Raw genomic sequence first — 26398 nt, forward strand, 5'->3', positions numbered from 1 at the left:
TTGAAGACTCCAAATAGACCTGAGAGACATTAAGGGATATAAGAGTAACTCAGACCAAGCCCCGGTCAGCCGAAAAATCCGGAGAAGAGACGCGCAAATGCGCGATGAGAGAGGGGGAGATCAGGGGCGTCGGCCCCGGTCAGAGCTGGTTGAAGAGGAGGACGATATCATTGAAGTCGATCTGTCCATCCCGATTGAAGTCGAATGTGTTGATAGGCTCATTTTCGGTGATCCAGTCCATCTGGTTGAAGAAGAGAACCACATCATTGAAGTTCAGTGACCCGTCGCCGTTCAGATCCTCGTACAATCCATCGCTGTTCAGGTCCCGGGGCAGTTCAGTCGCCCCTGGAACTACCTGAACCGCCTGGCCGGTGGTGAAGCTGACCTGATCCAGATTCAGCCCATCGCCGACGAAGGAGAGATTCAGGTGGCGGAGGCCGGCCGTGAGCGGGAGGGTCGTGGAGACACTAGTATATTGTTCCGACCCGCCGGTGTTGGGGACCTGCACGGTTCCGACCTCCTGGCCGTCCACCTGGATGGTGATCGCCTTCCCGTTGCTCCAGGTTGCTGTCCTGAACGTTGCGGTGTATGAACCGGAACTGGCAACATTCAGTGTGTACTCGAGCCACTCGCCGTCCCGGATCCAGCCGATGTCGGTGATCCCGCCGGCAGTCTCTATGTCCACGTCATCGCTCCGGTAGGCTCCGCCGGCGTTTCCAGTGGTGGTGTCATGATAAGCTATACCCTCCCCACCGAGATCGTAGTCCTCGGCCTGGAGCACCCCTGGGACCTGGTGCGAGCCGTTATACGGCGCCAGTGTTGGGATCGGTGTTGGGATCTCTCCAAACGTGACACCTTCCGTCTCCCAGGTGGTCATCGGGACCGTAAAGACATATGGACAGATGGCGTTGTAGTCAATGTCCATCTTGATACGGAACGTCCCGTCAGGCCGGTTGCCGGATGCACCAGCCCCCATACTGTTCAACGCGATCCAGTAACGGTTGTTCGGATCGGTCATGTTGTAGCCGACGATCGTCACGGCATGGCTAGCCCCGTGGGAAGGATCGTACGGTTTCCCTGCGAATGGTGACGGATTCCAGACTGCATCCTCGCCCTGGTAATACCAGAAGTTACTGAAACTGACGACCGCATCGGCGTTCGGCATTACAAACCCGAGATAGAGTGCTTTACCGCTATCGAGTGTCCCCTTGATATTCGCGATCGCCGCACTATCCCCAACCCCAGCCGTTGGAATCCTCTGCTCAGTGATCGACGTGATCGGATAGTTCGGTACGGTCTGAATATCGGCCGCTGCAACCGCTGCCTTCATTCTGGCCTCAGAGTAGGCCGTCCCATCCTGGAAGCTCGCATTGGTGTTGGACCAGGGAACCGCAATCTTCTTCTCCGAATAAAACCCGACAAAATCCCCGAGTGTCCCGCCCTCACCAGCCCAGTTAGGGCCAGACCCCCCATTATAGTTCGAATCCAGGTACTGGATCGAGAGCCGGTCCTTGATCGATTGTTGCTCGGAGAGAGCAACTTCCAGCACCCCAGTGCTGGCCCATACCCAGCAGTTCCCGATCGGATTCTGGTTCCGCTCAGTGACATTGTAAGAGATCACAGAGAGCAGGTTCTGCTCGGTCTGAAACGATGCCATCATCCTTCGTAAGAAACTGGGTTGTGGTGCCTCCGGGGCCATGTTGTATTCATCAATCCACCGCTTCAACACCTCAGGGGATGGGTGCATGAACGGATCGGCAGACTGCACCTGATCCCCGGAGACGTTCGTTGCAGACAGAGTCACTGGATCAGCAGCCGAGACCACACCCACGGCGGCGAGGATCAGCCCGATCACGAGGATATTATATAATGTGTGTCGTTGCATGGACAGGTACCTCGGAGGAGTCCAGACCCGGGTGTCATCTCCCGGAGAATCCAAGATCTGACCGGCCAGCGGAATCCATAATAATGAACGATCTTTGCCCTTGCAGGATAATCAACTGTTGGGTGGTGACATCCAGCGTAGAACATCGCTGTTGATGTTATGATCGACCTCGTCATGTGACTACCGCCATTCTGGCTACGCTGACCCCGTTGTTGAAAAGATCGTCACCCCGTTTCCGGTATAGATCGGCGTCAACCCGGTGTGCGGAAGGCTCAAGTTATAGGTATCCCCCTCCAGCGGCCCGACATACAGGTACCGGCACCCATACCAGTCCATCAGCGAAACCGTATCATCTGGCGACTCGTAGATCTTCTGTATATCCCCCATCCGCTGGAAGTACCAGTTGTCGGGGTTTCCTCGCCAGAGGTATTCATTGAAGAGCCAGCCGACCTCTGTCGGGATCCCGGTGAACGAGGAGATCCGCGAATAGTAACTGTGTTCGTTCTTTGCGGCCTCGATGATGCAGGGTATATCGGTCCTGTTCCGAAGAAAAGCGATCGCAGCAGCATCGGCCGGATGATCATAGGCCAGGTACGCCGAGCCGTCGAGGGTGTACGCCCCCCCTTTATGCGGCTGATAGAAGAGATGACTGTCGAAGTCGAGCCCGAGTACCGGCGGTGTGATCAACAGTATCATCAGCACCACCGCAATCACACCCCGCCAGCGAGCAGGGGAGAGAAGGGGATGAGACAGTCGGGAGGCAACGGCAGTGCCGGTGAGGGCGAGCGTCCCCGCCCCGATCAGCAGCCAGGCGGCCCAGTAGAGTTTGAAGACCGTGTTCATCCGAAACGAAGCGGTCGTGGTGAACGTCGACTCCAAGTATACATACTCGCAGAGGACAACCAGCAGCAGTCCAGTCGCCGCGAAGATGCCAGCGGGTTCGTAGGTTCTGCGGGTGATCAGATAGATGAGCGGGACCAGCGCCACCGCGGCAGCCGGGTAGCCTGCGAGCGCAACTGGAATGGCTATGAACAGCAGGTACGGGCGTGCCCGGATATCCCTGGCCAGCACCAGGTAAAGCAATCCAAGGAAGATCCCATGGAAGAGAAGGAATTGAACGACCCCAGAGGGAGGGTGGGCCGCTCCCCCGATGAAGAAGAGCCCCATTGTCCCGGCTGTCTTCATCATCAGGTAGAATGGGAGGTAGAGTAGGGCTGCTGCGATGGGAACCCCAACGGCCAGCCAGATTAGCGGTCCGGGTGAACGTATACCCCTCCGCAGTATATGAGTAATTCTCTCCACAAACGTCCCCTCCTCATTCTGCAGGGCCAGCAGCACCCCAACACCCACCGTCAGTGGCCCGTAGACCAGAACGTCCCAAGAGTTCATCGGCGCCATCGAACCGAGCGAGAGCGTCAGGAGACCGCAGACAAGAAGTTTGGAGCGGCTGGAGAGCGTGGACCAGTGGTACCAGCAGAACGCCAACAATAACAGCAGAAACGCCTGGTTGAACTGGGCCATCACATGAGCATGGGCGTCCCCCCAGAGGTACGAGAAGAGTGGATACTCGTCGATCGCACCGGAGATAACCCGGCTACTCTCCCAGAAGACATGGTGCAGTTCTTGCCCAGAAACGATCCTGATCAGGAACTCCGGGTCAGGAAGGGCGAGGAGGAGGAGCGGCAGCCAGGGGAGACGAGGGACAATCAGCCGACCCAGTGCCAGCAGGTTGATCACCGTCAGCGCAAAGACCGTCGGCAGGATCAGGTTGAAGACGACCGTCGAGGGGATGCCGGTTACCACTCCAAGCGCCCCCATCATCCAATGGCCAAGATAATAATAGATGTTCATCGACCCGCCAGCGAACCAGGGGTCGAGCGGCGGTACCACCGGTGTCCTGATGATCGACGCGAGGATCGCATGGTCCATGAACTTCTCGCTGGTACTGATCATCGGAGTTTGAAACCGGAACTCCAGCAACAACAGAAAGGCAGCACCACCGGCGACCAGGAACTGAAGATCGACTCCACGAAATCTCCAGGAATACTGCCGGGTCACTGCTTGCCAGATGACCAGGATGATGAATGGGAGGAGCGCCAGGTGGAGAGGAAGGTGCACCAGCCCACAGTACCAGCTGATCGCGGTGAAGAGGAGGAGACCTCCGTTCAGAGAGAATGGAACCGCCCATGTGGGGGCGATCTTTCGCATCTGCGGGTACAGCGCGGCAGCGAAGAGGAGGAGGAGGACAAGCCAGAGGAGGACCTCCAGCCCTTCGACCAGCAGGGCCATCAGGGTTCGTCGCCCTGTAGATGGGCCATCTCGCACTCCTTTCTGTATCGATCCCGGATCTCCTTGACCTGCTCAACCCGCGGAATGCTGGAGAGGCCCGAGAGGATCACGATCACCCCGAGGTATGAGGACCGGGAGATCGGATAGTCGCCGGCCCTGACCTCCAGCCCTCCGATCGACTGGTCCATCCACCGCTGTACGGTCTGGTACCCCTTCAGAGAGATCGCAGAACTGGGTCCAGCCACCAGCACCAGCGCTTTCTCAGCCCCAGTCAGATCGCAGGGGATGGAGAGCTCCTTGTACACAGCCCTCTTGGCCAGGTCCACCACCCGTGAGGCCTTCTTGTACTGGTCATCACTCTCGATGACGGTCGGTTTTGACTTTTGTATAATATTCGATTTGAAGAATCGGGTCAGTTGCTGATCCGGGAGTTTTTCGACCGCATAACCGATCGCACAGATCCCCATTCCAGTGATCGTATTCAGCACCTCCCCAGCATCGAGCACCGTCTGGGCTGACTCGATCCCCTGCTGATCGAGCTCGCCGGCCCGCAACAGGAGACTGATCCGACGTGCAATATTTTCGTTCAACTCTGCATAGACCCCACCCGGAGTCTCGGGTTCAAGGATCCTGGATGCGATCTGATCGGGGAGGATCCCCCGGAGGCCCTGTGAAGAGGAGGGCTGTGACATCCGAGCATGCCAGGTCTCGTTGTCAAAGAGGATCACCCCATCGACCAACCGTTCGAGCATCTCCAGATCATCACCGGCCTTGGCCTGGATGCAGGCACCTTCCTCAAGACAGGGGAGGACCGCCAGGGCAAAGACAGGGTCAGAGAACGAACGCCGGCATTCATGGATCAGGGCGGGAGCGGCGTCCACCATCTTTCCCCCCAAACCGACACAGATCAGGACCGCATCGATCCCAGCCATATCCTCTCGCATCACCTGGGAGAGGACCTCCTCGGCGTTGACCACCCGTTCAGGCCGGGCACGTCCGACCAGAGGGAAGAACATCCGGGCCTCCTCTGGCAGGGACACCAGGGACCGGAGAAGATTGGGATCGATATCGATGACGATCCCCTCAACACAGGGGAGACCACTCTTCCGATCATGCCGGTGAAGGGTGTCCACGATCCGGGAACCAGCCCCTCCAAGTCCGATTGCTAATATACGCACCAGTTGCCACCTCTCGTACTGCAACTGTATGATCGTTGTAAGGCATATGTCCATCGAAAGAAGACCGCATAAGGGGCAGCAAAAAAGGGGAGGGACCGGAGAATCTCAACCAAAGATCTTCTTGGATCCCTGCAGTGCGTCCACTGCCGGGAGCACTTTCCCAGTCAGGAACTCAATACAGGCCCCGCCACCGGTCGAGATATGAGTGAACTGATGCTCTAGCCCCATCTTCTCGATCACGGCCGCGGTATGCCCTCCACCACAGACCGAGAACTCAACTGACGCCGCCGCTTTCAGCAGGGCCTGGGTGCCGATGGCGAACTCGGGCTCCTCGAAGACCCCGGCGGGGCCGTTGAAAACGACTGTACCTGCACTGCCGATCTCGGCGGTCAGGGCGGTGATCGCCTCCAATCCGAGATCCAGGATCGGTGTCTCCTCGGGAATTGCAGAGACCGGATACTCGACACGCTTCCCCTGCTCCCTGACCGCTACATGGGTCGGGAGAACGATCCGATCGGCGAACCCGGCGAGCAGTTCCCTGGCGATCTCGATCTGTTTCGTATACTTGAGCTGCTGGATGAGCTGCAACGACGGGGTGCCGATCGAGAGGCCGGCCGCCGCCAGAAAGACGTTGGCCACAACTCCGATCACGATCACCCTGTCGGCAATTCCGTTTTCAAGCACATGCTTGGCAACATCGACTGAGTCATCCACCTTTGTCCCCCCAAGCACCATCACCACTGGGCGCGGGGCTCCGTGAAAGACCCTTGAAAGGGTCGACACCTCCTTCTCCATCAACAGACCAGCGGCCGATCGCATCATCATCGGAAGACCGACGACCGTCGGCTGGGAGCGGTGAGCAGTCCCAAACGCATCATTGACGAAGAAGTCCGCCATCCCGGAGAGGTTCTTGACGATATGTGTCTTCGCAGCATCCTCCGCCGGCAGGATAAGGTTCTCCTCAGCATTGAACCGGACATTCTCGAGCATCAGCACGTCCCCATCCCGCATCGCCGCGATCGCATCCCGGGCACACTGGCCGAAGATATCGTTCACATAGATGACTGGACGGTGAAGCAGATGCTCCAGTTTTTTGGCATGCATCTCGAGGGTCGTGAAATCCTTCTTCCCCGGCCTTGACTGGTGGGTGATGATCACCACCCGACTCTTTTTGAGCGCCTCGATCGTCGGGATATGCTCCCGGAACCGTTTATCGTCGAGGATCTGATTCGAGGTCGGATCGATCGGCGAGTTGAGGTCAAGGCGGAGAAGGACCACCCTCCCTGAGCAGCCGAGTGAGGCGAGTGTACCGATCTCCGTACTGATCACCCGTTCGCCTTTGCCATGCTCCGGGCCTTGATCTTCTTGAGCCTGAAGAGCTCTTCGCGCTCCATCTCATCGAGCCGCATCTTGATGAAGTCTCTGGCTGCCTTCTGTTCAGGGATCACCTTGAACTCGAGCGCGTTGACCCGTCGTTTGGTCTTCTCGATCTCCTCAAGCAGCCGCTTCATCGTCGTCTCGATCTCGGCACTCTTCACGATCGACTCCACCAGATCCTCAAAGGACGTGGCGGTGTCATCGATCGTCGAATTGGTGCCGAGCACCCCGTATCCGCGGTCGATCATCCGCTTCTTCACCGAGGTGGAGGTGATCTGGGGGACCACGACCCCCATGATATTCTTGCTCTTCAGCGTGATCATCGGAACCTGCTGGACAGAGAACGCAGCGGCCTTCACCCCAAGAGAACCCTCAACAGTGTTGGCGACCGCCATCATCTCAACGGCCTTGGCATAGTTCGTATTCAGCTGGCTCCGCGTGGTCTTTGCCTCCTCAAGCACCTTGAAGAACTCGAGGATCAGCCCATCGCGCTTCATCTTCAGGATCTTATACCCGCGTTCAGAGAGTTTGATCCGCCGTTTCAGGCCGATAAGTTCTGAACGGGTGGGTTTGATATCTCGAAGAGCCATGGGCCATTCACCTCTTCTGCGCAGCGCCTGCGTTCTTGAACTGAGGGTGGTACTTCGCGATCAGGTCACGGTCGATACGGGTCAACTGTTCCACTGGCAACGATGAGAGCAACTCCCAGCCGAGGTCGAGGGTATCAGCGATCGTCCGGTCCTCGTCAAAGCCCTGCCTGACGAACCGGTTTTCGAAGAGATCCGCGAACTCGAGGAAGGTCCGGTCACGCTCAGAGAGCGCATCCTTTCCAACGATGGCCACCAGACCACGGAGATCGTTTCCTTCTGCATAGGCGGCATACATCTGGTCAGAGACCTTCTTGTGATCCTCACGGGTATGCCCCTTGCCGATACCAAGGTTCATCAACCGGGAAAGGGATGGCAGCACATTGATAGGCGGATATATCCCCTTCCTGTGCAGTTCACGAGAGATGACGATCTGACCTTCAGTGATGTACCCGGTCAGGTCAGCGATCGGATGCGTGATATCATCACCCGGCATCGTAAGGATCGGAATCTGAGTGACCGAGCCCTTCTGTCCCTTGATGATCCCAGCCCGTTCATACAGGGACGCGAGATCGGTGTACATGTACCCCGGATACCCACGTCTGCCTGGCACCTCTTCACGAGCTGCCCCGATCTGACGGAGCGCCTCACAGTAGTTGGTCATATCAGTCAGGATCACCAGCACGTGCATACCAAGCTCAAAGGCCAGGTACTCTGCCGTGGTGAGAGCCAGACGCGGCGTGATGATCCGCTCGACTGCCGGGTCGTCAGCCAGATTGAGGAAGACAACGGCGCGCTCCAGCGCGCCGGTCCGCTCAAAGTCCTGCATGAAGTAGTTGGCCTCTTCCTGGGTGATACCCATCGCGGCAAAAACAACTGCAAACTCCTCGGTCGAACCGGGAACCTTAGCCTGTCGTGCGATCTGCAGCGCCACATTGTTGTGTGGCAGCCCTGCCCCCGAGAAGATCGGGAGCTTCTGACCCCGAACCAGGGTGTTGGTCCCATCGATCGTCGAGATACCGGTCTCAATGAAATCCGACGGTGATGCCCGTGCATATGGATTGATCGCAGCGCCGGTGATGTCGAGCCGTTTCTCAGGGACGATCTCAGGACCGCCATCGATCGGCTTACCGCTGCCGGAGAGGATACGCCCGAGCATATCTCTGCCGACCGGCATCTTGATCGTTTCGCCGGTGAACCGGACCCCAGAGTCCTTGCCGATACCGGTGGTCGTCTCAAAGACCTGGACCACGACGAGGTCATCACTGGTGTCCAGCACCTGACCCCGCTTGATCGTTCCGTCGTAGAGCACGATGTTGACCAGTTCTTCATAGCCGATCGGCTCTGTCTTTTCGATGAAGACCAGAGGTCCGGCTATCTTGTTAATTGTCCGATACTCCTTCATGCTCCAGCCCTCAGTGCATTGAATTCTGCTTCCATATCCTTGAGGATCTTCTCAAGCAGAGGTTCGTAGTCTGCCGTGAATTTGACCTGTGACAGTTCGTTCTTGGACTTGACTGCAATGATCTGCTGTGGAGAGACCCCGACGGTCTGTGCTGCGTACGAAAGGTCTGAGAAGGTCTTGATCGACTTCAGCATATCATACTGCTTCTTCATCGAACAGAAGGTGTCGACTGCGTCGTAAGCGTTCTGCTGCAGGAAGATCTCCCTGATCATCCTGGCCACCTCGATCGTGATCTGCTCTGCCTCTGGCAGTGCATCAGACCCAACCAACTGCACGATCTCCTGAAGCTCAGCCTCCTTCTGCAGGATCTCCATCGCCCACGACCGGATCTTATTCCATTCAGGAGAGACTTCGCGGTCATACCAGTCATGGAGGGTGTCCAGGTACAGGGAGTACGAATCCAGCCAGTTGATCGCCGGGAAGTGACGCCGCTGCGAGAGCTTGGCATCCAGTGCCCAGAAGACCTTGACGATACGGAGAGTGTTCTGCGTCACCGGCTCGGAGAAGTCGCCGCCAGGCGGCGAAACCGCACCGATCACAGAGACCGAACCCTCCTGACCGTTCAGGGTCTTGACCAGCCCTGCACGCTCATAGAACTCTGAAAGGCGGGCTGCAAGGTATGCAGGGTATCCCTCCTCACCAGGCATCTCTTCAAGTCTGGATGAGATCTCACGCATCGCCTCTGCCCAGCGGGAGGTCGAGTCTGCCATCAGGGAGACATCGTAGCCCATATCCCGGAAGTACTCGGCAATCGTGATCCCGGTGTACACCGATGCCTCACGGGCCGCAACTGGCATGTTCGAGGTGTTGGCGATCAAGATCGTCCGCTCCATCAGCGGCTTTCCAGTCTTTGGATCCTCAAGTTCTGGGAACTCAGTCAACACCTCGGTCATCTCGTTGCCACGCTCGCCGCAGCCGATGTAGACGACTATCTCTGCGTCACTCCACTTGGCCAGCTGCTGCTGCGTGACCGTCTTACCGGAACCAAAGGGACCGGGGATGGCTGCAGTGCCACCTTTTGCGATCGGGAAGAGCCCGTCGAGGATTCGCTGACCGGTGATCAACGGGATCGTCGGGTTCATCTTCTCTGCGACAGGCCGCGGGATCCGGACAGGCCAGCGCTGCATCATCGTCAGTTCGGCACCGTTGTCGAGGACACAGACGACCTCTTCGACGGTGAAGGTGCCGGGGGTGATCGTCGTGATCACACCCGCCTTCGTGTTCGGCGGAACCATGATCTTATGGACGATGTTCGTCTCCTGGACCTCGCCGATGATCGCGCCCGGAGAGACCTGGTCGCCGACCCTGGCCAGTGGTTTGAACTCCCACTTCTTCTCTCTGCTGATACCCGGGGCACTGACCCCGCGCTCGATGAAGTTACCCATCTTGTCCATCAGGACTTCGAGGGGGCGCTGAATTCCATCATAGATCGAGGTCAGCAGACCGGGTCCGAGTTCAACAGCCAGGGAGAGACCGGTGTTGCTGACCGGCTCACCGGGCTTGATCCCTGAGGTGTTCTCGTACACCTGGATGATCGTGTTGTTCCCTTCGATCTTGATGACCTCGCCCATCAGTTCTTCGTTCCCGACCTTCACCACATCATACATATGTGCATCAAGGTCGACCGCAGTCACCACAGGTCCTGCGATACGCTTGAGAACGCCTTTTCCTTCGATTTTTCCTTCTTTAGCCTTTACTTCCACAGATCAACACCCACCGATCGTTTTATCTTCTCTCGTAAGGACATGTCACCCTCGGAGCCGCCGATGGCGATCACCGTGGGCCTGACCGAGTTCTCAAGCGTGCTTTGGAGACGGCGGGGAAGCCGTTCCATATCCGTGCTGTTCAGCACGAGAATCCCCACCTCGGGGTCCTGGAGCACACTGGTGATATGTTCATGCAGCCTCTCGTCATCAGTCGCCGCATAGGTCTTTCTGATGCCGGCGAGCCGAAAACCGAGGATAAATTCACTGTTCCCTATCACTGCGATTTCCATCAGATCACCAGGTACTCCATTATCCGTTCACCCGAAAGGTTCGACTCCTTACCTCGGGCGAGGGCCCGAAGGTTGAACACCTCGTACTTCTTCTTCTCAAGGTAGACCAGGATCGGTGCAACGGAGAATGGATACCGCTTAGACATCCGGTCCATCTGCTCAAGTTTGATCCTGGTCAGCACATTCTCGATCTCATGGATCGGCAGTCCCTCACGGAATGTCTCCAGTGCATCGATCAACGACTGAAGATGCGTCCGCTTCTTCAGCGCATCGATCAATTCATCATTGGAATCCACTGCTCCGAGGCGTGCCAGCTCGTCGAGCGAGAAGTCACCGCCGGGGATCATCAGTTCTCTGACATCCTCGGGCATACCACCCGCCCGAAGTCGAAAGAGCGACTGAAAGTTCCGGGTATCGATCTCGAGCTGCAGGTACTGGAGGAACTCCCTTCCTCCTTTAATACCACCCCTGGCCACAGCGATCAGGTCGACATAGTACTTCTTGTATAACTCATTTTCAAGCCGTGCAAATGACCCGCTCTCGATGACCCTGCCGTACTCCTGTTCAAGCACTGGATAGAGACGCCATCCTTTCAGCAATTCCACGATCCGGTCGGGTGACTCTTCGGCCAGCAGCCGGTCGAGGAAGATCTTGTCCAGTTCGCCAGCAGGGATCACAACCTCCTTGATCTTGTTGACCGAGAAGCCCTGCTGTTTGCCACGGAGGATGATCAGCACGTTTCCGATATCCCAGCTTCGGAGATAGTTCGCCGTGAACTGCATCAGCGAGCCCTGGGTGATCCCAAGCACACTCTGATTCTCCTTGGCAAGGTTCCAGGAGAGTGCGATCTCGATCAGATCGATGCCGTGAAACACGCCACCGAGTTCGTCGATCTCAGGCTTGTATTCTGACTCTCCGATAAACCGTGCGATCTCCGGAAGGGACATGTTCTGCATCCTCAGGTAATCTTCCTTTGGAAGCAGTTTCGCCTTCCGTACACGCAGCCGCGTGGAGGTATAGATATAGGGAGCCGGCCCCGACGTTACCTCTGTCATCGGCCACTCCCCTTATCCGAACAGGATATCAGACGCATTTTTCAGCCCTGATTCCCAGACTCTGTCAAGGAATGTCCTGTAACTATAGTCGACCTGCAACAGACCGTCCCTGCTCTCTGCGATGATGCCTCCGTCGATATCGACAGGACTGCCCGCCACAAATCCAGGGTACGAACCCTCCTTGAGGAGTGTCTGTACCATAGGGAGGTCACGTGCGCTGGCATGGATCATACCTTCGCCGATCTCTGCCCGAGCCTGTTGGAGAAGGGACGACAGTGCAGCACGGTGGAAGTCGGGGGATGCACCCCGGACCTCCAGAAGAACGGCTGCATAGACCTGATCGAGCAGTGATTTCTCTGCATTCAACTGCGACCGCTTCACAAGAAGATTGGCGGCAGAGACTTCCTGATTGATAATCCGGGCTTCCTGCCGCGCCACATCCTCGTCGACTGCGGTCTTGATCTGGTCTGATTTGACATTGGCAGCCGCAAGAACCTGGGCCACTTCAGTCTCTGACTCTTTTCTGATCGCCTCTGCCTCTTTCCGGCCCTTCTCTGTTATCTCATCGATGACCGCTTCGAGTCCCATGATCGATGCTCCTACTGGAATAACAGCAGCAGTGATACCACGAGACCAAAGATAACGATTGTCTCCGGGATGACCGTGAAGAGCAGTGCAAGACCGAACATGTCCTTGTTCTCTGCGGTCGCGCCCATTGCTGCCGCACCGATACCCATCTCACCGAGACCGGTACCGATACCGGCAAGCCCAACGGCGAGACCGGCACCGACTGCCTTCATTCCCAACTGCGATGCCTTGACCATTTCGATAGTCATTACTGCTGTTCCTACTGCTGCTGCTGGATCTGTTGTTACTACCATGTTTAATCCTCCGTAAATCTTCTTTTCATCCCGAATGGGTTGTACTTTTTGCCTCCACCTTTATAGAATTTGGTGAAGAATTCGACGTAATGCAAACGAATTGAGTTTAAGCCGCCGCCAAGGATACCCAGGGCGATATTCAATATGTGACCCAACAAAAAGACCACAATACCGACGATGATCAGAACCACACCAACTACACTGAGTGACTTTAACTGTGGTTCGATGATCAGTCCGATTGAAATATAATTGACCACCATTGCGATGGCAACCGATGAGAGCCCGACTGCGGTCAGACGAGTATATGAGAGCACGTGCGAGATGATCGTCGGTAACTCCATCAGATCGAGCAGGGACTCCTGTCCGATCGCGACGATACCATAGAGGATCATCAGTGCACCGATGAGCCCTGCCGGATTCAGACCCAAAAGAACCTGTCCCAGGCCACTCAGATCGGGCATCAGCGGAATCGGGAACATCGACCAGATCATAAGCACAATGCCCCACATGACCGCAAGCCATCCTGTCTGGGCGATGATCGCCTTGTTTCTGTGTTTGCCGTGGTCCATGTTCCCATGGTTCACAATAGAGATCCCGCGCCCAAGTGTGATATGAATCAACCCGATCCAGACTGCCAGGACCAGCAACGGTACCGCTGCAGGCCCTTCGCCGCCGGTCGTCCCGATCTGGAGAGCACGGCTGAAAGTGATTGAGTGCCATGGGAGTTCAAACCCTAAGAATTCGCTGTTCAACAGACCAAAACCGATCGATATGACACAGGAATTCCTGAATACATCGAGGAGTTGTCTTCCACCCTCTCCCTTCAGAACCTTCCGAAGGGCATAACTGATTATCAGCAGGATCAGCCCGTACCCGACATCTCCCAGGATCATACCAAAGAAGAGGGGGAAGACGATCGCCATCATCAGCGTCGGATCGATCTCGCGGTAATCCGGGCGTGCGTAGACATCCATCAACAGTTCGGTCGGGTGTGCAAACGATGGATTGTTATACTTCACCGGCACGGAGTCCTTCTCAGGGTCCACCGGGAGTTCCTCAATATAGACGCTGCCACGGGTGACCTGCACCAGTCCTGAGGTGAGGGCGTCGACCTTATCAGAAGGAACCCAGCCCTCCGCCACAAACGTCTTCTCTGTTGTCGCAAACCGCAGCGGTGCCTCTGCACGCTCGACGTCTGCAGAGAGCATCTCGTCACAGGCCTGCAAGAATGTGGCATGCTGTGCTTTGAGGCTCTCAATCTGATGGTCGATCGTGCTGATCTGACTCTGCAGCGAAGTTATCTCCTGCGTGTACCGCGATGCTGCCTCAGTGGGGGCTCCTTCATCAGTCGGGATCTTCACCGGCTGGAACCCTGCATCCGCAAGCAGCCGCTCTGTCTCCTCCTTATGGGCTATCTCGACAAAGACCACAATAAAGTGCTCGCCCTTCTTCCCGGTCAGGTATTTCTCATGGGGAAACGGGATCTCAATATCCTCTCCAATATACCCGGCAATCGGGGCAATCACGGTGTAACCGCGGTACAGATCGAGGTCCAGGGGAACATTCGTAAACGGAATCAGTTCAGCGACCCGTTGTTCCCGCTCCTTAAACTGTGCATCCAAGGAGTTTCGCTTCGCGACCAGCCCTTCTGCCTTCTCCTCGATCGCGGGAAGATCCCGGGCGATCTGGCTTCTGATCGTTGCAGTCGAGACCTTCTGAACCTCATCACCCTCGTCGAGGCCAATATGGACCGCGTTCTGCGCTGCCCGAAGTCGGATCAACTCACTTGAGGCCTCGGTCGCACCTGCAAGGGGCATCCCGATCTTAAATCCCTCATATTCAGGAGCAGCCTGGTCGACAAAGTCCTCGATATGGAAGAGATCATGCCTGTACAGTTCTGCGACGATCGTCCCCATCTGCTCCTTCGCACCAACGACAAGCAGACGGCTCATCGATCTAGGCCTTAACATGCACCTGCTCCTTGAACCTCGATACAAGCAATGAAACAGCCTGATCAAGGTTTTTCTGCCCCTTTGCTGTCAATTGGGCAGCGCGTGCATCACCCTCCCTTATGATCGCGGCATGTCTCTTCTTTGCTTCGGTATGCGCATCGACAAGCCTCTTCTTCCTGTACTCTTCGGCATTAAGGGTAGCCTTGGTAATCAGATTATCGGCCTCCAGCTCTGCATTGGAGAGATTGCGCTTCCTCTCAGCCTGTGCTTCACTTATCAGTGTACGATAGTCATCTTCAGTCTTCTTAATGCTCTTAAGAACATCTATTTTCATCCATCCCTCCTCTTATGAGTACTGTATATAGCGAAAATTATCTTTATAATTGTTGTTTCCTCTCAGCCGAAAGCGGACCAGTCATAGGGAGATCAACGTCGGTGACCGGCAACCTCTCCAGAATCTCATATGAAACGCCGGCAGAGAGGCCAGTAAGCTGGACCCCCTGAACCGTGCCGGAGAGGTTGATACCTGATAATTCATCTGATCCGCAGAGCAAGTGCTGGTCAGGATGAGTCCCTCGCTCTATTGCGCAGGAAAGGCTTACATAGGGACCTGCAGAGACGATGAACCGCAACCGTGCGGAGCCGGGATGACCCCTATTCATCACCATGAGTGGCATCCGGAAGGTTCTGACCAGTTCTATCAGCATCAACGCGGGTCTGATCAGACCACCCTCCGGGGCAGAGGCCACGATCAGGTCCCCTTGTTCCACCCCCTGCACCACCTCTTCATGAGAGGTCTCGATACAGAGAGGAAATACTGCGAGCGCCCTTCCAACCACGCAGAAGGAGTGCCCACCACGAATCAACAGATATTCATCCCCAAGGGGAACGATCATGCAGGATCGATCTCTTCAGACTGGCAGCTCGGACACATCGGCTTCTTTCCGATCCCCTTGAACCGCGTTCCGCACTCCCTGCACTTGTAATCCTTTCCCTTCACCCGATCTTCCAGTTCAACATCCATTGGTCCGCCCACTGAGCACATTCAAAATACACCATCGAAACGTCTTCATCAGAGATGATAAGAGTATCGATACTTCAGACGACTGTGTTGAACGCGATCAGGGCGATGATCACCATGATACAGGCATGCTTCACACCGGATCCGATCGAGGACTCGCCCATCTGCCCTGCGATCAACCCTGAAAAAAAGCCCTGCAGCAAACATGCATGGTAGAGCAACCGGTCGAAGGTCTTGATCGGGATCGAGCCAAGGCCAGAGAAGGCACCCCCTGCCTGAGAGACGGAACCGGGCTGGATTCCGCCGAGCACCGGCAGAAACTGGCTGGAGAGGACCCCAACAACGAAGATGAAAACCATGAACGAGAGGTAGACGATAGCCGTATAGATGAACATCTCACCCAGCCGCTCTTTTTTGAGGACATCCGACATCCTGGCATCACTGGCCGCGATGTTCAGCACCTCGTTGATCTGCCCGCTCATCTCGCTGGCCTTGGTGATCAGTACCACCATTCTCGCGATGATCGGGGTGGTGATCCGCCGTTCAAACCGCATCAGCGCCTCAGAGAAGTTAGCCCCCCACTCCATGTCCCGCTTGATCCGCTTGATCTCGTAACCGAGCACCCCGAGGTTCGCGTTGACCATAATGGAGATCGCCTGTGCCATCGTCAGTCCGACCTGGTTGATCCCGGCCATCCGATCCAGAAACTCGGGGATCGAGGATTCGATGCCCCCCAACTTCCGATTCCACCCCTCAAAGAAGACCGAATACGGGACAAGGATGATCAGTACTGCGATGACGATATGGTCGTCGACCAGATCGAGATAAGTCTCCAGGTCAGGAGCGCCCTGAACCATCAGCAGGTGAACGAGTACATAGATGATCCCGATCGGGACACTGATGTAGAGGATTCTGGACGGTTTCATCACAAATGCCTGCAATGGACTGGAAAGGAAGGCCTTCACCTGCCGCCACTTGTCGTACCTGGCCAGAGTTGCGAAGAATGGCTCTTCATCGGTCGTCTCCCTGACCCGAACATCAGAGAACTCATGGAGGAGTTTTTTCTGGGTGAACCGGGAGACCACCTCGCTCTTGATCGAAACCAGATCTATCATCACCATGAAGAGGGAAGTCCCGACCGGGAGCATCACATAGGTGACCATAGAGAGCTGCAACACTGCAGACCCCCCCATCATCCCCATCACCACCATGATGATGATCAGAAAGAGGGGGCCGGCGACGAAGAGGGTCACGTATGACTCTGCAACCAGCGAGAGGAAACCGAGGAACTGTTTCTGTTCAAACCGAGCCTCCTCCTGGAAGAGATGAACCCTTGTCGAGAGGAATGTGGCCATATCCCCGCCACTCTCGATCACCGAGAGGAGATCCTGAAGAAAGTCCTTCAACTTGGTCGACGGGGTCGTCAGGTTCAGCCGCCGAATCGCCGAGACCTCGTCCAGACCGAAGAAGTCTGCGTCCCTGACGATCTGTCTAAACTCAAGTGCCACCTCACCATAGATGTTGGAATGATCGGAGATCGAGCGGAAGATCACCATCAGTTCCCCACCACCCTTCCGCATTGCATACATGTAAGCAACCGCGTTGTGGAGGGTCAGGTTTATTTTGGTCGAACGGGTCCCTTTCTGGAGTCCGGGCCACTGAAGGGCGATAAAATAGGTGATGGCGGCGGCGATCGAGAAGGCCAGGGTCCCGACACCCACCTGCTCGATGATCCCCATTGGGATCGGACCGATCGAAACCGGCAGGTGAACGCCGGTAATCGGCGTGGTCATCGTGGTTCCGCTGGCCTTCTGCATCGCAATCACCAGGCCGGAGATCACAAACCCGACAACCGCAAAGAGGATCCCTACCCCTATCGATCCCCCGATCGCATTGACCAGATAGTGCTCCACCGTCACCCCGGCACGGCTTGAGATCAGATCCGTGTTCAGTGTCTGCCATTTGATCGGGTCACGCGCCACCCAGTCCTGAACAAACCGCCACGACCTCATTCAAGTATCCTGCGAAGATCAGTCTTGACGCGCATCACCCGCTGTGCATCGATGTAATAGGCCTGGAAGATTCGTGACACAGACCGGTAATCCCGGATATCCTGATCATGCATCGCCATCAACAGTTCCTTTCGAAGGGCGATCTCCTCATCGAGCTGGTCCCGTGACCATCCCCGCCGCTCGGCGATCGAGGCATAGACCTGTGATCTTCCGGTGTACGCGATCACATCTCTGATCGGGTCATAGGTGAAGACATTGTTCACCCGGAGGTTTCCGGTCGACGGATCGATCCCGACCACCTCGACGATCTCCTGACACCGGCGCACCCTGGCTGTACCCTGGTAGATCAGCCCCTGAATCGAGATCACATTCAGCGCCTGCACCATGTTCCGAGGAACATTCAGCGGTTCGCTCTCAAGACGGTGGATGGCCGCATCCACACTCCCTGCATGCATCGTCGAGAAGGTGGTATGGCCAGTGTTCATCGCCTGGAAGAGGGTCTGGGCCTCGTTCCCTCGGACCTCCCCCACAATGATGTACTCAGGCCGCTGCCGCATCGCAGACTTCAGCAGGGCGAACATATCGATCGTCGATGAACTCTCAGCCACCGACTCCCTGGTCACCGAAGCGATCCAGTTGTCATGGTACAGCGTAATCTCACGGGTATCCTCGATCGAGACCACCTTTGCAAGCGGGGTGATGAAAAGCGAGACGGCATTTAAAGAGGTGGTCTTCCCTGATGCTGTGCCCCCGATGAAGAGGAGACTCTTGTTGTTCTCAATCGCAAGCCAGAAATAGACCAGAGCATCTGCATTGAAAGTATGATACTCCATCAGTTCAATCGGAGTGAACGGCTCCTCACGGAACTTTCGGATCGTGAACGATGTCCCCCGGGAGGTGACCTCCTTTCCGAGTGCCAGCTGCAACCGTGACCCATCCGGAAGCGTCGCATCGATTAAGGGACTCCCGATCGAGATATGCTTTCCTGAACGCTGAGCCAGTTTAATGGCGAGGGAGATAAGCGACTCCTCGTCGAACTTGATGTTGGTCTTGATGTTCCGGTATTTCCGGTGATAGAGGAAGAGAGGAATATTGGTCCCATCACAGGATATATCCTCGATATGGGGGTCCTTCATCACCGCATCGATACGGGACCAGCCAAGGAAGTTCCGAATAAGGAAGTACTGGAGTTTGAACATCGTCGACTGTTCGAGTACCAGCCCGTACTCGACCAGAAGACCATTCATCTTCTGAAAGAGGAGCTGGTTCTTGTCAAACCCGATCTCATCGTCAGTCAGGATCAGCACATCACGGAGATCCTCAAAGATCCGCTCGATCAGTTCATACTCAAACGGGGAGAGTTCGGGTTCATAGAGCACATATTCATCCTGCTGGGTCTTTCTGTTATGGACGATATTCACCTGGGAGCACCCTTCGTCGACCCAGTAGCTCTCGATCAGTTCATACTCATTCGGGAGGGTCCGATCCACCAGAGATCCATGGACAGCCGGGTCATACTCGGCGATCCTCTTATCATCAGTGACCTTACTCTTCAGGGATGAAAAGAATGATTGCGACTTTTGAGGTCCGGATTCCTTAACCTCTCCGCTTTTGAACCCGCTGATCAGATCGCGTAACCCTGTCAAGTGTCCAGCTCCGGAACTGTTACCTCAGGTGTGTGCATTCAGGCTACATCAACCTACCCAATGAGATCATCATTCGTTCATCCTAGCAGCAGAAGGATCTGAATCTGCAGCGACAGATCAGGGGTGGGGATTGTCGATGACAGAAGATGACAGAACATTAATCCAGACACCCTGCATACTAAAAGAAGAAAAGTCATGGAGGTCATCAGTGGCTGATAACAAGCGTATGCCCACCGGGATCACATCATTTGATCCGGTGATGGAGGGAGGAGTACCACCAGGGTCTGTGATCCTGCTACTCGGAGATATCGGGGCCGGTTCCACTGAGTTCGTCTACAGTTCAGTGATAAATCTCTCTGTCATGAAGAAGAGCCCGAGCAACCAGCGGCAGATGCTCCCCGAAGAGATCAGGTACATCACGTTCACCAAGATGGAGGAGGACATCCGGCGGGATATCAACCTCTCCTTTGACCCTGAGATCACCGCCGGGCTGGGTGACGGTGTTCACTTCGATGATCTCTCTGAACAGTACTTCGATGCGAGCACAGTGCCTGGCGACTGGTACACCGAACGAGACCTGATGACCCGTCTGAAACGCCGTTCAGAACACAAATCCACCCTGGTGCAGCTGGCAACAGTGCTGAGTACGGTGGCAGAGAACAGTCTGGTCATCCTCGATTCGCTAACTGATATCGCAACCAGTTACAGTGATACCGAAAACTGGAAGGAACTGACAGCGTACCTTCGTGGTCTGCAGCGGGTCTCAAAACGCTGGAACACGACCATCTATATGCTACTGACCGAAGGGATCCTGAACCGTTCGCAGATCCAGGAGATCGCCGATATCACCGATGCAGTCATCCTCTTTCGATGGGAGGAGAGCGTTGCCGCCCGGCGACAGCGGGTGATGTATTTTCAGAAGTTCCGCGGGGTGATGCCTCACCTCGAAGAGAACGACCTGGTGAAGTTTTCGGTCAGAATATCGCCGAAGATCGGCTTTGAAGTCTCGAATATCAGGGTGATCATATGAGCGTGGACGAGGAACGGGTCAGGATGGGGATCGACGGACTCGACGAGATGCTGAGCGGTGGCCTGATCCCGGGGAGTTTTGCTGCGATCGTCGGGACCTACGGAACAGGAAAGACGACCTTCGCCCTGCAGTTCATCTGGGAGGGACTCATCCGTGGGGAGACAGCCATCTACATCACCCTTGAGGAGAGTGAAGAGTCTATCGTCAGGTACATGCAGGTGAAAAGCTGGGATATCGACCAGTACCGGAACACCACGTTTTTTGTCCTGAAGCTCGACCCGACCAACTTTAACCTCTCAATAAACTCGATCAGAAATGATCTGCCGCCCCTGATCAAGAAGTATAATGCCAAGCGGGTCGTCTTCGACCCGATCTCTCTCTTTGAAGACCTCTTCGACACTGACTCTGCACGCCGGCATGAACTCTTCAGATTCGTCGATATGCTAAGAAGCGAGGACTGTACCGTACTGATGACCAGCGAGGCCGACAAGGACAACCAGTATTCCAGCCGGCATAACCTGATCGAGTACCTGGTCGACACGGTGATTCTACTCAGGTACATCCGCTCCAATGAGTCATCACAGGTCCACCTGGCCCTGGAGGTCGTGAAGATGCGACTATCAGCCCATTCCCGTGAGATCAAACCCTACGAGATTCTCAGCGACAGGGTGAATGTTTACTCTGAGGCGAATGTCTTTTGAACACGAAGCCCCTTCAGGGGAGGGCGAGTGGTTGCTTGCTGCGAACCCTGAAAGGGTGAGGAAGAAGCAACTTGCGACTCCCTGATAAGGGAGGAACGCTCTTTTCAAATCACAATGTCGTTTCAGTTTACCGCGAACCCCAAAAGAGTGAGCATGAGTGCTTTTTTCAGATACAACAAGTTAAAAAATAGGGGAATAATCCTAGAAGGCGATCCCGGTCAGATGAAGCAGAAGAACGACCAACAACCCGGGAATTCCACCGAATCCAACGACAAGCACGGTGATCAGATTGACTGATACCGGGGGAAAGAGGAAGAGGTTGACCAGCACCAGGACGATCACCCCAACTACCGCATGAACCAGCAGGTACAGCAGGTTCTTCATAAAATAATAGAGTCCAGCTGCCAGGATGATGGCCAGAACCAGGACGAGCAGTTCCACAAACATGAATGATAAATCGAGACCTGACTGTATAATCCCTTCGAATCAGATGGTGATACCAGCCAGGTGCAGAATAACAACGATCAGCAGCCCCGGAAGGCCCCCAAATGCACAGACCAGCACCGATGCGACATCGATCGGGATAGCCGGGGTGAAGACATCGAAGTAGTTCAACCCATAGAGCACTATGATACCGACGATCGAGTTGATCAGCAGGGTCAGTGACTTCTTTAAAAAGTAGTAGATGACAACAGCCACAACAAAGGCGAGCAGCACCGTTAGCACTGATGCTATCATTCTAGGTACCGATGAGGTGCTGAGTATTCAACCGAATAGACGGGACGATCATCGATCCGACGGTCCGCACATGCCCTGATACGCCGGCGATCTCATGCAGCATCGAGAAGACGTTCCCCGCCAGCATCGCCTTGCGAATCGGGGCTCCAAACTCGCCATTCTCCATCCAGCAGGGGTTGGAGATCTCCACCGAGAAGTCACCTGACATCGGATTTGCAGTGTGAGCGCCAACCACATCTCGGACATAAACCGCCCGTTCCTGCTCGATCGACTGCACCTCGCCCTCGATGATCAGCGAGTGGAACCCTATCGACGGATTGCCACCATAGCCGCCCCTGACAGCACTGCCTGTGGAGGTCGCTTTGTACCGGTATGCTGTCCGCAGGTCATAGGCGTACGAACGGAGAATCCCATCCCTGACGAAGTCGAGCCGGCTGGTCGGCACCCCTTCATCATCCCAAAACGTGGACCCTGGCCCATGGAGGCGGTGCGGGTCGTCATAGATCTGCAACGAGGGGACCCCCACCGCCGCGCCGAGTTTATCGGCCAGAAAGGACCTGCCGGCATGGACGCTCCGGCCGGAGAGGGCCGGCAGAAAGACAGTCCCGAGCAGTTCGGCGAAGGCGGTCTCAGAGAGGATGATGTCGTAGGTGCCGGTGGCGAGATCGTCGCCTCCGACCGAATGAGCTGCGAAGAAGGTGGCCCGTTCCCCGATCGCGGCCGGGTCGATGTCGAGGAATGCAGAACTCTGCCCCTCGTACCCGGTCGACTGGCCGCTGATCGCCTCACAGGAGAGGGCTATATCTGAATCAGGAACCGTGTACTCGACCCCATGGGTGTTGGCCAGCGTCGTCGTCGCATTCGAGAGGACTGCCGAGGCGCTGGTCACCGTAGCCGGATGGGTGCCGGCCCCCTCCAGCACCCCATCCAGCAGTTCCTGGAGCTGCCTGGCATCGGGGGAGAGGGAGGGATCGTAACAGAGTGGCGTCCGGTCCAGAACTGCAGGGCCGGGAAGGCCGTTCCAGGCCTGCCCGGTGGCAAGCCGACCACTAGCCAAGGCCGCGGTCAAGCACTCCTTCCATCGGGAGGGATCATTCGTCGAGGAGGTACCGATCCTCCCGCCGACGATCGTCCGGATCCCGAGCCCACACTCATGGGAGGCCTCGGCCACTGCGACCATCCCCCGCTTGAAGTCTGCCGATACCATCTCCCCTTCGACGAAGTAAACCTCGACCTCATCTGCATGACGTGCGCCTTCGCGCAGCACCTCTTCAATCACTGCCACTGCCACCCACCACCGCATCGATCAGAAGAACATGGGGAGCCCCATCCGAGACGGGCACGCTCTGCCCGCCCTTTCCACAGTATCCCTGTCCCATCGTCCGGTCGTTACCGATCAGCACGATGTTGTGGAGAGTTGAGAGGATCTCCCCTGAGAGCGAGACATCCCGGACCATACCAGTCTTCTCTCCATTCTCGATCATATAACCATACTCTGCATTGAACTGGAAGACACCCCGTCCGGGGTCCACCTGTCCGCCACGGGAACCACAGAGGAGGATCCCGTCCCTGCACTCTGCAAGGAGCTCGTCGTACGAGGAGTCCCCGTTCTCGATGAACGTGTTGGACATCCTTACCTGCGGGACCTGCCCTGGCATCGCACGGGCATGGCCGGCGATCCCGTCGCCAACCGCCGCGAGCGTCTCCAGGTTATGGAGGTACGCCGAGACCACGCCGTGGCTGATCATCTCGGTCCGCACAGGCAGCACCCCCTCCGCATCGCATGGTTCAAACCCGAAGAGGTAGAGGGAGGGATCGTCGGCGATCGTCAGTGTTTCGTTGCCGATCCGTTCACCGATCCTTCCCTTCAGCACCGAACTCCCCTCATGGATCAGATCCCCTTCGCTGGCATGGCCGACCGCCTCGTGGGCGAAGACTCCAGCCAATTCCGGGTCGAGAACGGCACGGAGCGACCCACCCTTCGGGACCTTCGCAGTGAGAAGGGCGATCGCCGTCGCTGCAGCCTTGCTCCCCATCTCCTCGCGGTGACGGAGGTTGAAGCCGCTGATCGTATGTTCCCGCTCGTACCCCATCTGCATCATCCCCTGCGCTGAGGCGACGGCCAGCACATTGAACCCGGACCGAACCTGTTCAAACTCCAGTTCGGTTCCATGGCAGTCGGTGAACCGGACCCGTTCGTGCCGCTCGATGTAGGTGGCCCGCGTGTTCACGATCCCAGGAACCCGGGCCGCCTGCTCGATCGCACCGAGCAGGGCCGTCTTCTCCTCAAGATCCACCTGCAGTGGATCCTCGGCTATGGGAGGGCCGACCTTCACCCCGTGGGGAGCATCCCCAAGGGTCACCTCCTCCCCAGTGATCGCCGCGATCTCCCGGGCCTTCTCGAGCAGTTCAGTGACGCGGGCAGGGGTAGGACGGAACGAATCGAGTGAGTAAACGCCCCAGCCCTTCGGTCCGAGCACCCGGATCACTGCCTGATCAAAGAACGAGGTCCCTGCCGACTCCACGACACTGTTATCGATATCGATGTGGGTGGCCTCGCCACGCACATGCCTGATATCATAGTATCGGATCCCGTCCATCAGATCACCGTTGGACGGATTCCGGTCTTGTCGAGGAGGTTGGCGGCCGGCCGCGAGGCCATGTTCTTAATCTTGGAAAGGAAACCCGCCTCGTTCTCCGGGACCAGGGCCTCCTTCAGCACGTCCTCGATATGATAGACCGGAACGATCTCGATCATTGAGCGGTACCGCTCCTCGATCATCACATCGTTCATGTTCGAGGCCGGGATCAGTACCTTCTTGATCCCTGCCTTGGCCGCAGCCTCGATCTTGTAGGTGACCCCCCCAATCGGAAGGACGTCCCCACGAACCGAGAGCGACCCGGTCATCGCGAGATCCTGCCTGACCGGGATCCCCTCGATAGCACTGATCACAGCCGTGGCCACACTAACCGATGCCGAGTCGCCGTCCACACCACCGTAGGTGCCGATGAACTGGATATGGATGTCAAGCTTCTGGATGTCCTGCCCGGTGAACTTCTTGATGATCGCTGAGACATTGGTGATCGACTCCTGGGCGATCTCCTTGAGCAGCCCGGTGGCGATCACCTGGCCGAACTGGCTCTGGCTGAGGGTGACCTCGGCCATGATCGGGAGCACCGAGCCCGAGTCGGCCCCGGTCACGGCAAGCCCGTTCACCCGACCGATGCTTGTCCCCTTCACCACCGAGAGATCATAGTCCTTCAACCGCCGGCTGTTCTCATCAGAGATCTGATCCTCGATCGAACGAGCGGTCTCCTTGGCTGCAAGCACGTGGGCAGCGGTCGTCAGTTCGACCCCATCCTGCCTGGCCAGGTCCCCGGCCACCCGGATCAATCCACCCATGTCACGCAGTTTCAAGGTCAGGTGCCCTTTGCGCCCTGACCGGCGGCGGCCCTCTCTGAGCACCTCTGCCATTGCACCCTGGTCGAAGTGTGGGATCTTGCCGTCGTTCTTGATCTCCTGGGCAATGAACCTGATGAACTTCTCACGGTTCTCAGGGGTCTCCTCCATCGACTCGGACATGAAAACCTCGTAACCGTACCCCCTGATACGGGACCGGAGGGCCGGATGCATCCCCTGGACCGCGTCCAGGTTGCCGGCTGCGATCATCACGAATCGGCACGGGACCGGTTCGGTTCTGACCATCGCACCGCTTGAGCGTTCACTTTGCCCGGTGATGGGAAATTCACCCTCTTGCAGTGCTGTCAGCAGGTTCTGTTGTGAACCCGGCGAGAGGGTATTGATCTCATCGATGAAGAGCACACCTCCGTTAGCACGGTGGATCGCCCCAGACTCCACACGGTCATGGGCAGGGGTCTCAAGCCCGCCGCTCTGGAACGGGTCATGCCGAACATCCCCGAGCAAGGCGCCGGCCTGGGAACCGGTCGCATCGATGAACGGAGCTGTCGCGGTGGTATCATTGGAGACGAGCAACTTTGGGATCATCGCCTCATCCTTGGGAGTGCTGTACCGGAGAGCCATGAAGACGAAGGCTGCAGCGATGATCCCCATCAGCCACTGCATCGTGATGAATGAGTAGCCGATGATCCCGACCATCAGCAACATCATCAACGTGTTCCGGAACTGCGCCCGCTTCTTGGCCTCAGCTTTATGAGCACCGACGATCTGCTTTGCCTTTCCTGCAGGGACGGTCCTGATGATAGGATTGTTTGAGTCCTCGGCATTGGGGTAGACCAGCAGGTCCTGCAGCTCCTCTTTGGGGAGCAGTTCAGCCATTGCTTTTGCAAGCATCGACTTCCCGGTCCCCGGGCTACCGATCATCATCACATGACGGCGTTGTATCGCCGCCTTCCTGATCACCTCAACCGCATGCTCCTGACCGATCACCTGATCGATCAGATGCGCCGGTACCTCAATCTCGGATGAGGTCTCCACCTGCACGTTCTCTAAAATGGTATCCTCGTGCGTTGGCTCCTCATTTACAGTACTGTCCATTATGATTTTTCCCTCTTCAATCCTTCTTAATTTATATAATTTATGCATGATTGTTTAAGTACTTTCAGC

At 56.4% G+C, this 26398-nt stretch carries 24 protein-coding genes; 2 read left to right on the forward strand and 22 right to left on the reverse strand.

From position 1 onward, the window contains the following. Window positions 1–139: 139 nt before the first annotated feature. The 17 genes from MPAL_RS14850 to MPAL_RS13420 all read right to left on the reverse strand — a co-directional run bounded on the left by MPAL_RS14850 (window position 140) and on the right by MPAL_RS13420 (window position 19344). A complete protein-coding gene (locus MPAL_RS14850; protein ID WP_012619254.1) occupies window positions 140–1885 on the reverse strand; it encodes a carbohydrate-binding protein in 1746 nt (581 codons plus the stop codon). A 195-nt stretch (window positions 1886–2080) separates the two neighbouring features. Then, on the reverse strand, window positions 2081–4210 hold the full coding sequence (locus MPAL_RS13350; protein WP_148208250.1) for a DUF2298 domain-containing protein: 2130 nt from the start codon (window positions 4208–4210) through the stop codon (window positions 2081–2083). Beyond that, the gene (locus MPAL_RS13355) at window positions 4174–5352 is read right to left on the reverse strand and encodes a tubulin/FtsZ family protein (protein WP_148208251.1); all 1179 of its coding nucleotides are present in this window, start codon (window positions 5350–5352) and stop codon (window positions 4174–4176) included. Before MPAL_RS13355 ends, MPAL_RS13350 begins: the two co-directional genes overlap by 37 nt. Before the next feature lie 105 nt (window positions 5353–5457). After that, window positions 5458–6681 (reverse strand): phosphoglycerate kinase, encoded by a 1224-nt coding sequence (locus tag MPAL_RS13360; RefSeq protein ID WP_012619257.1) that lies wholly within the window; start codon window positions 6679–6681, stop codon window positions 5458–5460. Then, complete coding sequence (locus tag MPAL_RS13365; protein ID WP_012619258.1) at window positions 6678–7319, reverse strand: V-type ATP synthase subunit D; 642 nt, start codon at window positions 7317–7319, stop codon at window positions 6678–6680. The genes MPAL_RS13360 and MPAL_RS13365 overlap by 4 nt, the downstream gene beginning before the upstream one ends. 7 nt (window positions 7320–7326) lie before the next feature. Next, window positions 7327–8721, reverse strand: coding sequence for an ATP synthase subunit B (locus MPAL_RS13370; protein WP_012619259.1), 1395 nt, complete (start codon window positions 8719–8721; stop codon window positions 7327–7329). Then, window positions 8718–10484, reverse strand: a complete 1767-nt coding sequence (locus MPAL_RS13375; RefSeq protein ID WP_012619260.1) for an ATP synthase subunit A — start codon at window positions 10482–10484, stop codon at window positions 8718–8720. The genes MPAL_RS13370 and MPAL_RS13375 overlap by 4 nt, the downstream gene beginning before the upstream one ends. Then, window positions 10475–10777, reverse strand: a complete 303-nt coding sequence (locus tag MPAL_RS13380) for a V-type ATP synthase subunit F (RefSeq protein ID WP_012619261.1) — start codon at window positions 10775–10777, stop codon at window positions 10475–10477. The genes MPAL_RS13375 and MPAL_RS13380 overlap by 10 nt, the downstream gene beginning before the upstream one ends. Beyond that, the gene (locus MPAL_RS13385) at window positions 10777–11832 is read right to left on the reverse strand and encodes a V-type ATP synthase subunit C (RefSeq protein ID WP_012619262.1); all 1056 of its coding nucleotides are present in this window, start codon (window positions 11830–11832) and stop codon (window positions 10777–10779) included. Before MPAL_RS13385 ends, MPAL_RS13380 begins: the two co-directional genes overlap by 1 nt. A 12-nt stretch (window positions 11833–11844) precedes the next feature. After that, the gene (locus MPAL_RS13390; RefSeq protein ID WP_012619263.1) at window positions 11845–12420 is read right to left on the reverse strand and encodes a V-type ATP synthase subunit E; all 576 of its coding nucleotides are present in this window, start codon (window positions 12418–12420) and stop codon (window positions 11845–11847) included. Between the two features lie 11 nt (window positions 12421–12431). After that, complete coding sequence (locus MPAL_RS13395; RefSeq protein ID WP_012619264.1) at window positions 12432–12713, reverse strand: H+transporting two-sector ATPase subunit C; 282 nt, start codon at window positions 12711–12713, stop codon at window positions 12432–12434. Between the two features lie 2 nt (window positions 12714–12715). Beyond that, on the reverse strand, window positions 12716–14665 hold the full coding sequence (locus MPAL_RS13400; RefSeq protein ID WP_236610399.1) for a V-type ATP synthase subunit I: 1950 nt from the start codon (window positions 14663–14665) through the stop codon (window positions 12716–12718). A 4-nt stretch (window positions 14666–14669) separates the two neighbouring features. After that, complete coding sequence (locus MPAL_RS13405; protein ID WP_012619266.1) at window positions 14670–14999, reverse strand: ATPase; 330 nt, start codon at window positions 14997–14999, stop codon at window positions 14670–14672. Between the two features lie 43 nt (window positions 15000–15042). Further along, complete coding sequence (locus tag MPAL_RS13410; RefSeq protein WP_012619267.1) at window positions 15043–15561, reverse strand: hypothetical protein; 519 nt, start codon at window positions 15559–15561, stop codon at window positions 15043–15045. Next, window positions 15558–15689 carry a hypothetical protein gene (locus tag MPAL_RS17135; protein ID WP_012619268.1) on the reverse strand — a complete coding sequence of 44 codons (132 nt, stop codon included), beginning with the start codon at window positions 15687–15689 and terminating at the stop codon, window positions 15558–15560. Before MPAL_RS17135 ends, MPAL_RS13410 begins: the two co-directional genes overlap by 4 nt. Window positions 15690–15763: 74 nt before the next feature. Next, complete coding sequence (locus MPAL_RS13415) at window positions 15764–17698, reverse strand: type II secretion system F family protein (protein ID WP_012619269.1); 1935 nt, start codon at window positions 17696–17698, stop codon at window positions 15764–15766. Continuing rightward, window positions 17695–19344 (reverse strand): type II/IV secretion system ATPase subunit, encoded by a 1650-nt coding sequence (locus MPAL_RS13420; protein WP_012619270.1) that lies wholly within the window; start codon window positions 19342–19344, stop codon window positions 17695–17697. The genes MPAL_RS13415 and MPAL_RS13420 overlap by 4 nt, the downstream gene beginning before the upstream one ends. 136 nt (window positions 19345–19480) lie before the next feature. Between MPAL_RS13420 and MPAL_RS13425 the strand changes: the two genes are divergently transcribed. Continuing rightward, window positions 19481–20374 (forward strand): RAD55 family ATPase, encoded by an 894-nt coding sequence (locus MPAL_RS13425; RefSeq protein WP_012619271.1) that lies wholly within the window; start codon window positions 19481–19483, stop codon window positions 20372–20374. Next, a complete protein-coding gene (locus MPAL_RS13430) occupies window positions 20371–21075 on the forward strand; it encodes a KaiC domain-containing protein (protein ID WP_012619272.1) in 705 nt (234 codons plus the stop codon). The genes MPAL_RS13425 and MPAL_RS13430 overlap by 4 nt, the downstream gene beginning before the upstream one ends. Before the next feature lie 201 nt (window positions 21076–21276). Here the strand turns inward: MPAL_RS13430 and MPAL_RS13435 are convergent, their stop codons facing one another. The 5 genes from MPAL_RS13435 to lonB are packed head-to-tail and all read right to left on the reverse strand — an operon-like array spanning window position 21277 to window position 26329. After that, window positions 21277–21522, reverse strand: coding sequence for a pro-sigmaK processing inhibitor BofA family protein (locus MPAL_RS13435; RefSeq protein WP_012619273.1), 246 nt, complete (start codon window positions 21520–21522; stop codon window positions 21277–21279). 39 nt (window positions 21523–21561) lie between these two features. Further along, window positions 21562–21813 carry a pro-sigmaK processing inhibitor BofA family protein gene (locus MPAL_RS13440; RefSeq protein ID WP_012619274.1) on the reverse strand — a complete coding sequence of 84 codons (252 nt, stop codon included), beginning with the start codon at window positions 21811–21813 and terminating at the stop codon, window positions 21562–21564. Window position 21814: 1 nt separating this feature from the next. Continuing rightward, window positions 21815–23098 carry a TldD/PmbA family protein gene (locus MPAL_RS13445; RefSeq protein WP_236610401.1) on the reverse strand — a complete coding sequence of 428 codons (1284 nt, stop codon included), beginning with the start codon at window positions 23096–23098 and terminating at the stop codon, window positions 21815–21817. Beyond that, window positions 23085–24413 carry a TldD/PmbA family protein gene (locus MPAL_RS13450; protein ID WP_012619276.1) on the reverse strand — a complete coding sequence of 443 codons (1329 nt, stop codon included), beginning with the start codon at window positions 24411–24413 and terminating at the stop codon, window positions 23085–23087. The genes MPAL_RS13445 and MPAL_RS13450 overlap by 14 nt, the downstream gene beginning before the upstream one ends. Then, window positions 24413–26329, reverse strand: a complete 1917-nt coding sequence (gene lonB, locus MPAL_RS13455; RefSeq protein ID WP_012619277.1) for an ATP-dependent protease LonB — start codon at window positions 26327–26329, stop codon at window positions 24413–24415. The genes MPAL_RS13450 and lonB overlap by 1 nt, the downstream gene beginning before the upstream one ends. Window positions 26330–26398 lie beyond the last annotated feature (69 nt).

The sequence above is a fragment of the Methanosphaerula palustris E1-9c genome (genome assembly GCF_000021965.1).
In the GTDB taxonomy this organism is placed as follows: domain Archaea; phylum Halobacteriota; class Methanomicrobia; order Methanomicrobiales; family Methanospirillaceae; genus Methanosphaerula; species Methanosphaerula palustris.

What these genes read in the sequence shown, in the direction of transcription:
- MPAL_RS13425 (WP_012619271.1), top strand. Translation starts at nt 19,481, where the DNA reads ATGACAGAAGATGACAGAACATTAATCCAGACACCCTGCATACTAAAA.
- MPAL_RS13400 (WP_236610399.1), bottom strand. Translation starts at nt 14,665, where the DNA reads ATGAGCCGTCTGCTTGTCGTTGGTGCGAAGGAGCAGATGGGGACGATC.
- MPAL_RS13385 (WP_012619262.1), bottom strand. Translation starts at nt 11,832, where the DNA reads ATGACAGAGGTAACGTCGGGGCCGGCTCCCTATATCTATACCTCCACG.
- MPAL_RS13380 (WP_012619261.1), bottom strand. Translation starts at nt 10,777, where the DNA reads ATGGAAATCGCAGTGATAGGGAACAGTGAATTTATCCTCGGTTTTCGG.
- MPAL_RS13395 (WP_012619264.1), bottom strand. Translation starts at nt 12,713, where the DNA reads ATGGTAGTAACAACAGATCCAGCAGCAGCAGTAGGAACAGCAGTAATG.
- MPAL_RS17135 (WP_012619268.1), bottom strand. Translation starts at nt 15,689, where the DNA reads ATGGATGTTGAACTGGAAGATCGGGTGAAGGGAAAGGATTACAAGTGC.
- MPAL_RS13370 (WP_012619259.1), bottom strand. Translation starts at nt 8,721, where the DNA reads ATGAAGGAGTATCGGACAATTAACAAGATAGCCGGACCTCTGGTCTTC.
- MPAL_RS13440 (WP_012619274.1), bottom strand. Translation starts at nt 21,813, where the DNA reads ATGATAGCATCAGTGCTAACGGTGCTGCTCGCCTTTGTTGTGGCTGTT.
- MPAL_RS13450 (WP_012619276.1), bottom strand. Translation starts at nt 24,413, where the DNA reads ATGGACGGGATCCGATACTATGATATCAGGCATGTGCGTGGCGAGGCC.
- MPAL_RS13405 (WP_012619266.1), bottom strand. Translation starts at nt 14,999, where the DNA reads ATGAAAATAGATGTTCTTAAGAGCATTAAGAAGACTGAAGATGACTAT.
- MPAL_RS13430 (WP_012619272.1), top strand. Translation starts at nt 20,371, where the DNA reads ATGAGCGTGGACGAGGAACGGGTCAGGATGGGGATCGACGGACTCGAC.
- MPAL_RS13415 (WP_012619269.1), bottom strand. Translation starts at nt 17,698, where the DNA reads ATGAGGTCGTGGCGGTTTGTTCAGGACTGGGTGGCGCGTGACCCGATC.
- MPAL_RS13435 (WP_012619273.1), bottom strand. Translation starts at nt 21,522, where the DNA reads ATGTTTGTGGAACTGCTCGTCCTGGTTCTGGCCATCATCCTGGCAGCT.
- lonB (WP_012619277.1), bottom strand. Translation starts at nt 26,329, where the DNA reads ATGGACAGTACTGTAAATGAGGAGCCAACGCACGAGGATACCATTTTA.
- MPAL_RS13390 (WP_012619263.1), bottom strand. Translation starts at nt 12,420, where the DNA reads ATGGGACTCGAAGCGGTCATCGATGAGATAACAGAGAAGGGCCGGAAA.
- MPAL_RS13410 (WP_012619267.1), bottom strand. Translation starts at nt 15,561, where the DNA reads ATGATCGTTCCCCTTGGGGATGAATATCTGTTGATTCGTGGTGGGCAC.
- MPAL_RS14850 (WP_012619254.1), bottom strand. Translation starts at nt 1,885, where the DNA reads ATGCAACGACACACATTATATAATATCCTCGTGATCGGGCTGATCCTC.
- MPAL_RS13365 (WP_012619258.1), bottom strand. Translation starts at nt 7,319, where the DNA reads ATGGCTCTTCGAGATATCAAACCCACCCGTTCAGAACTTATCGGCCTG.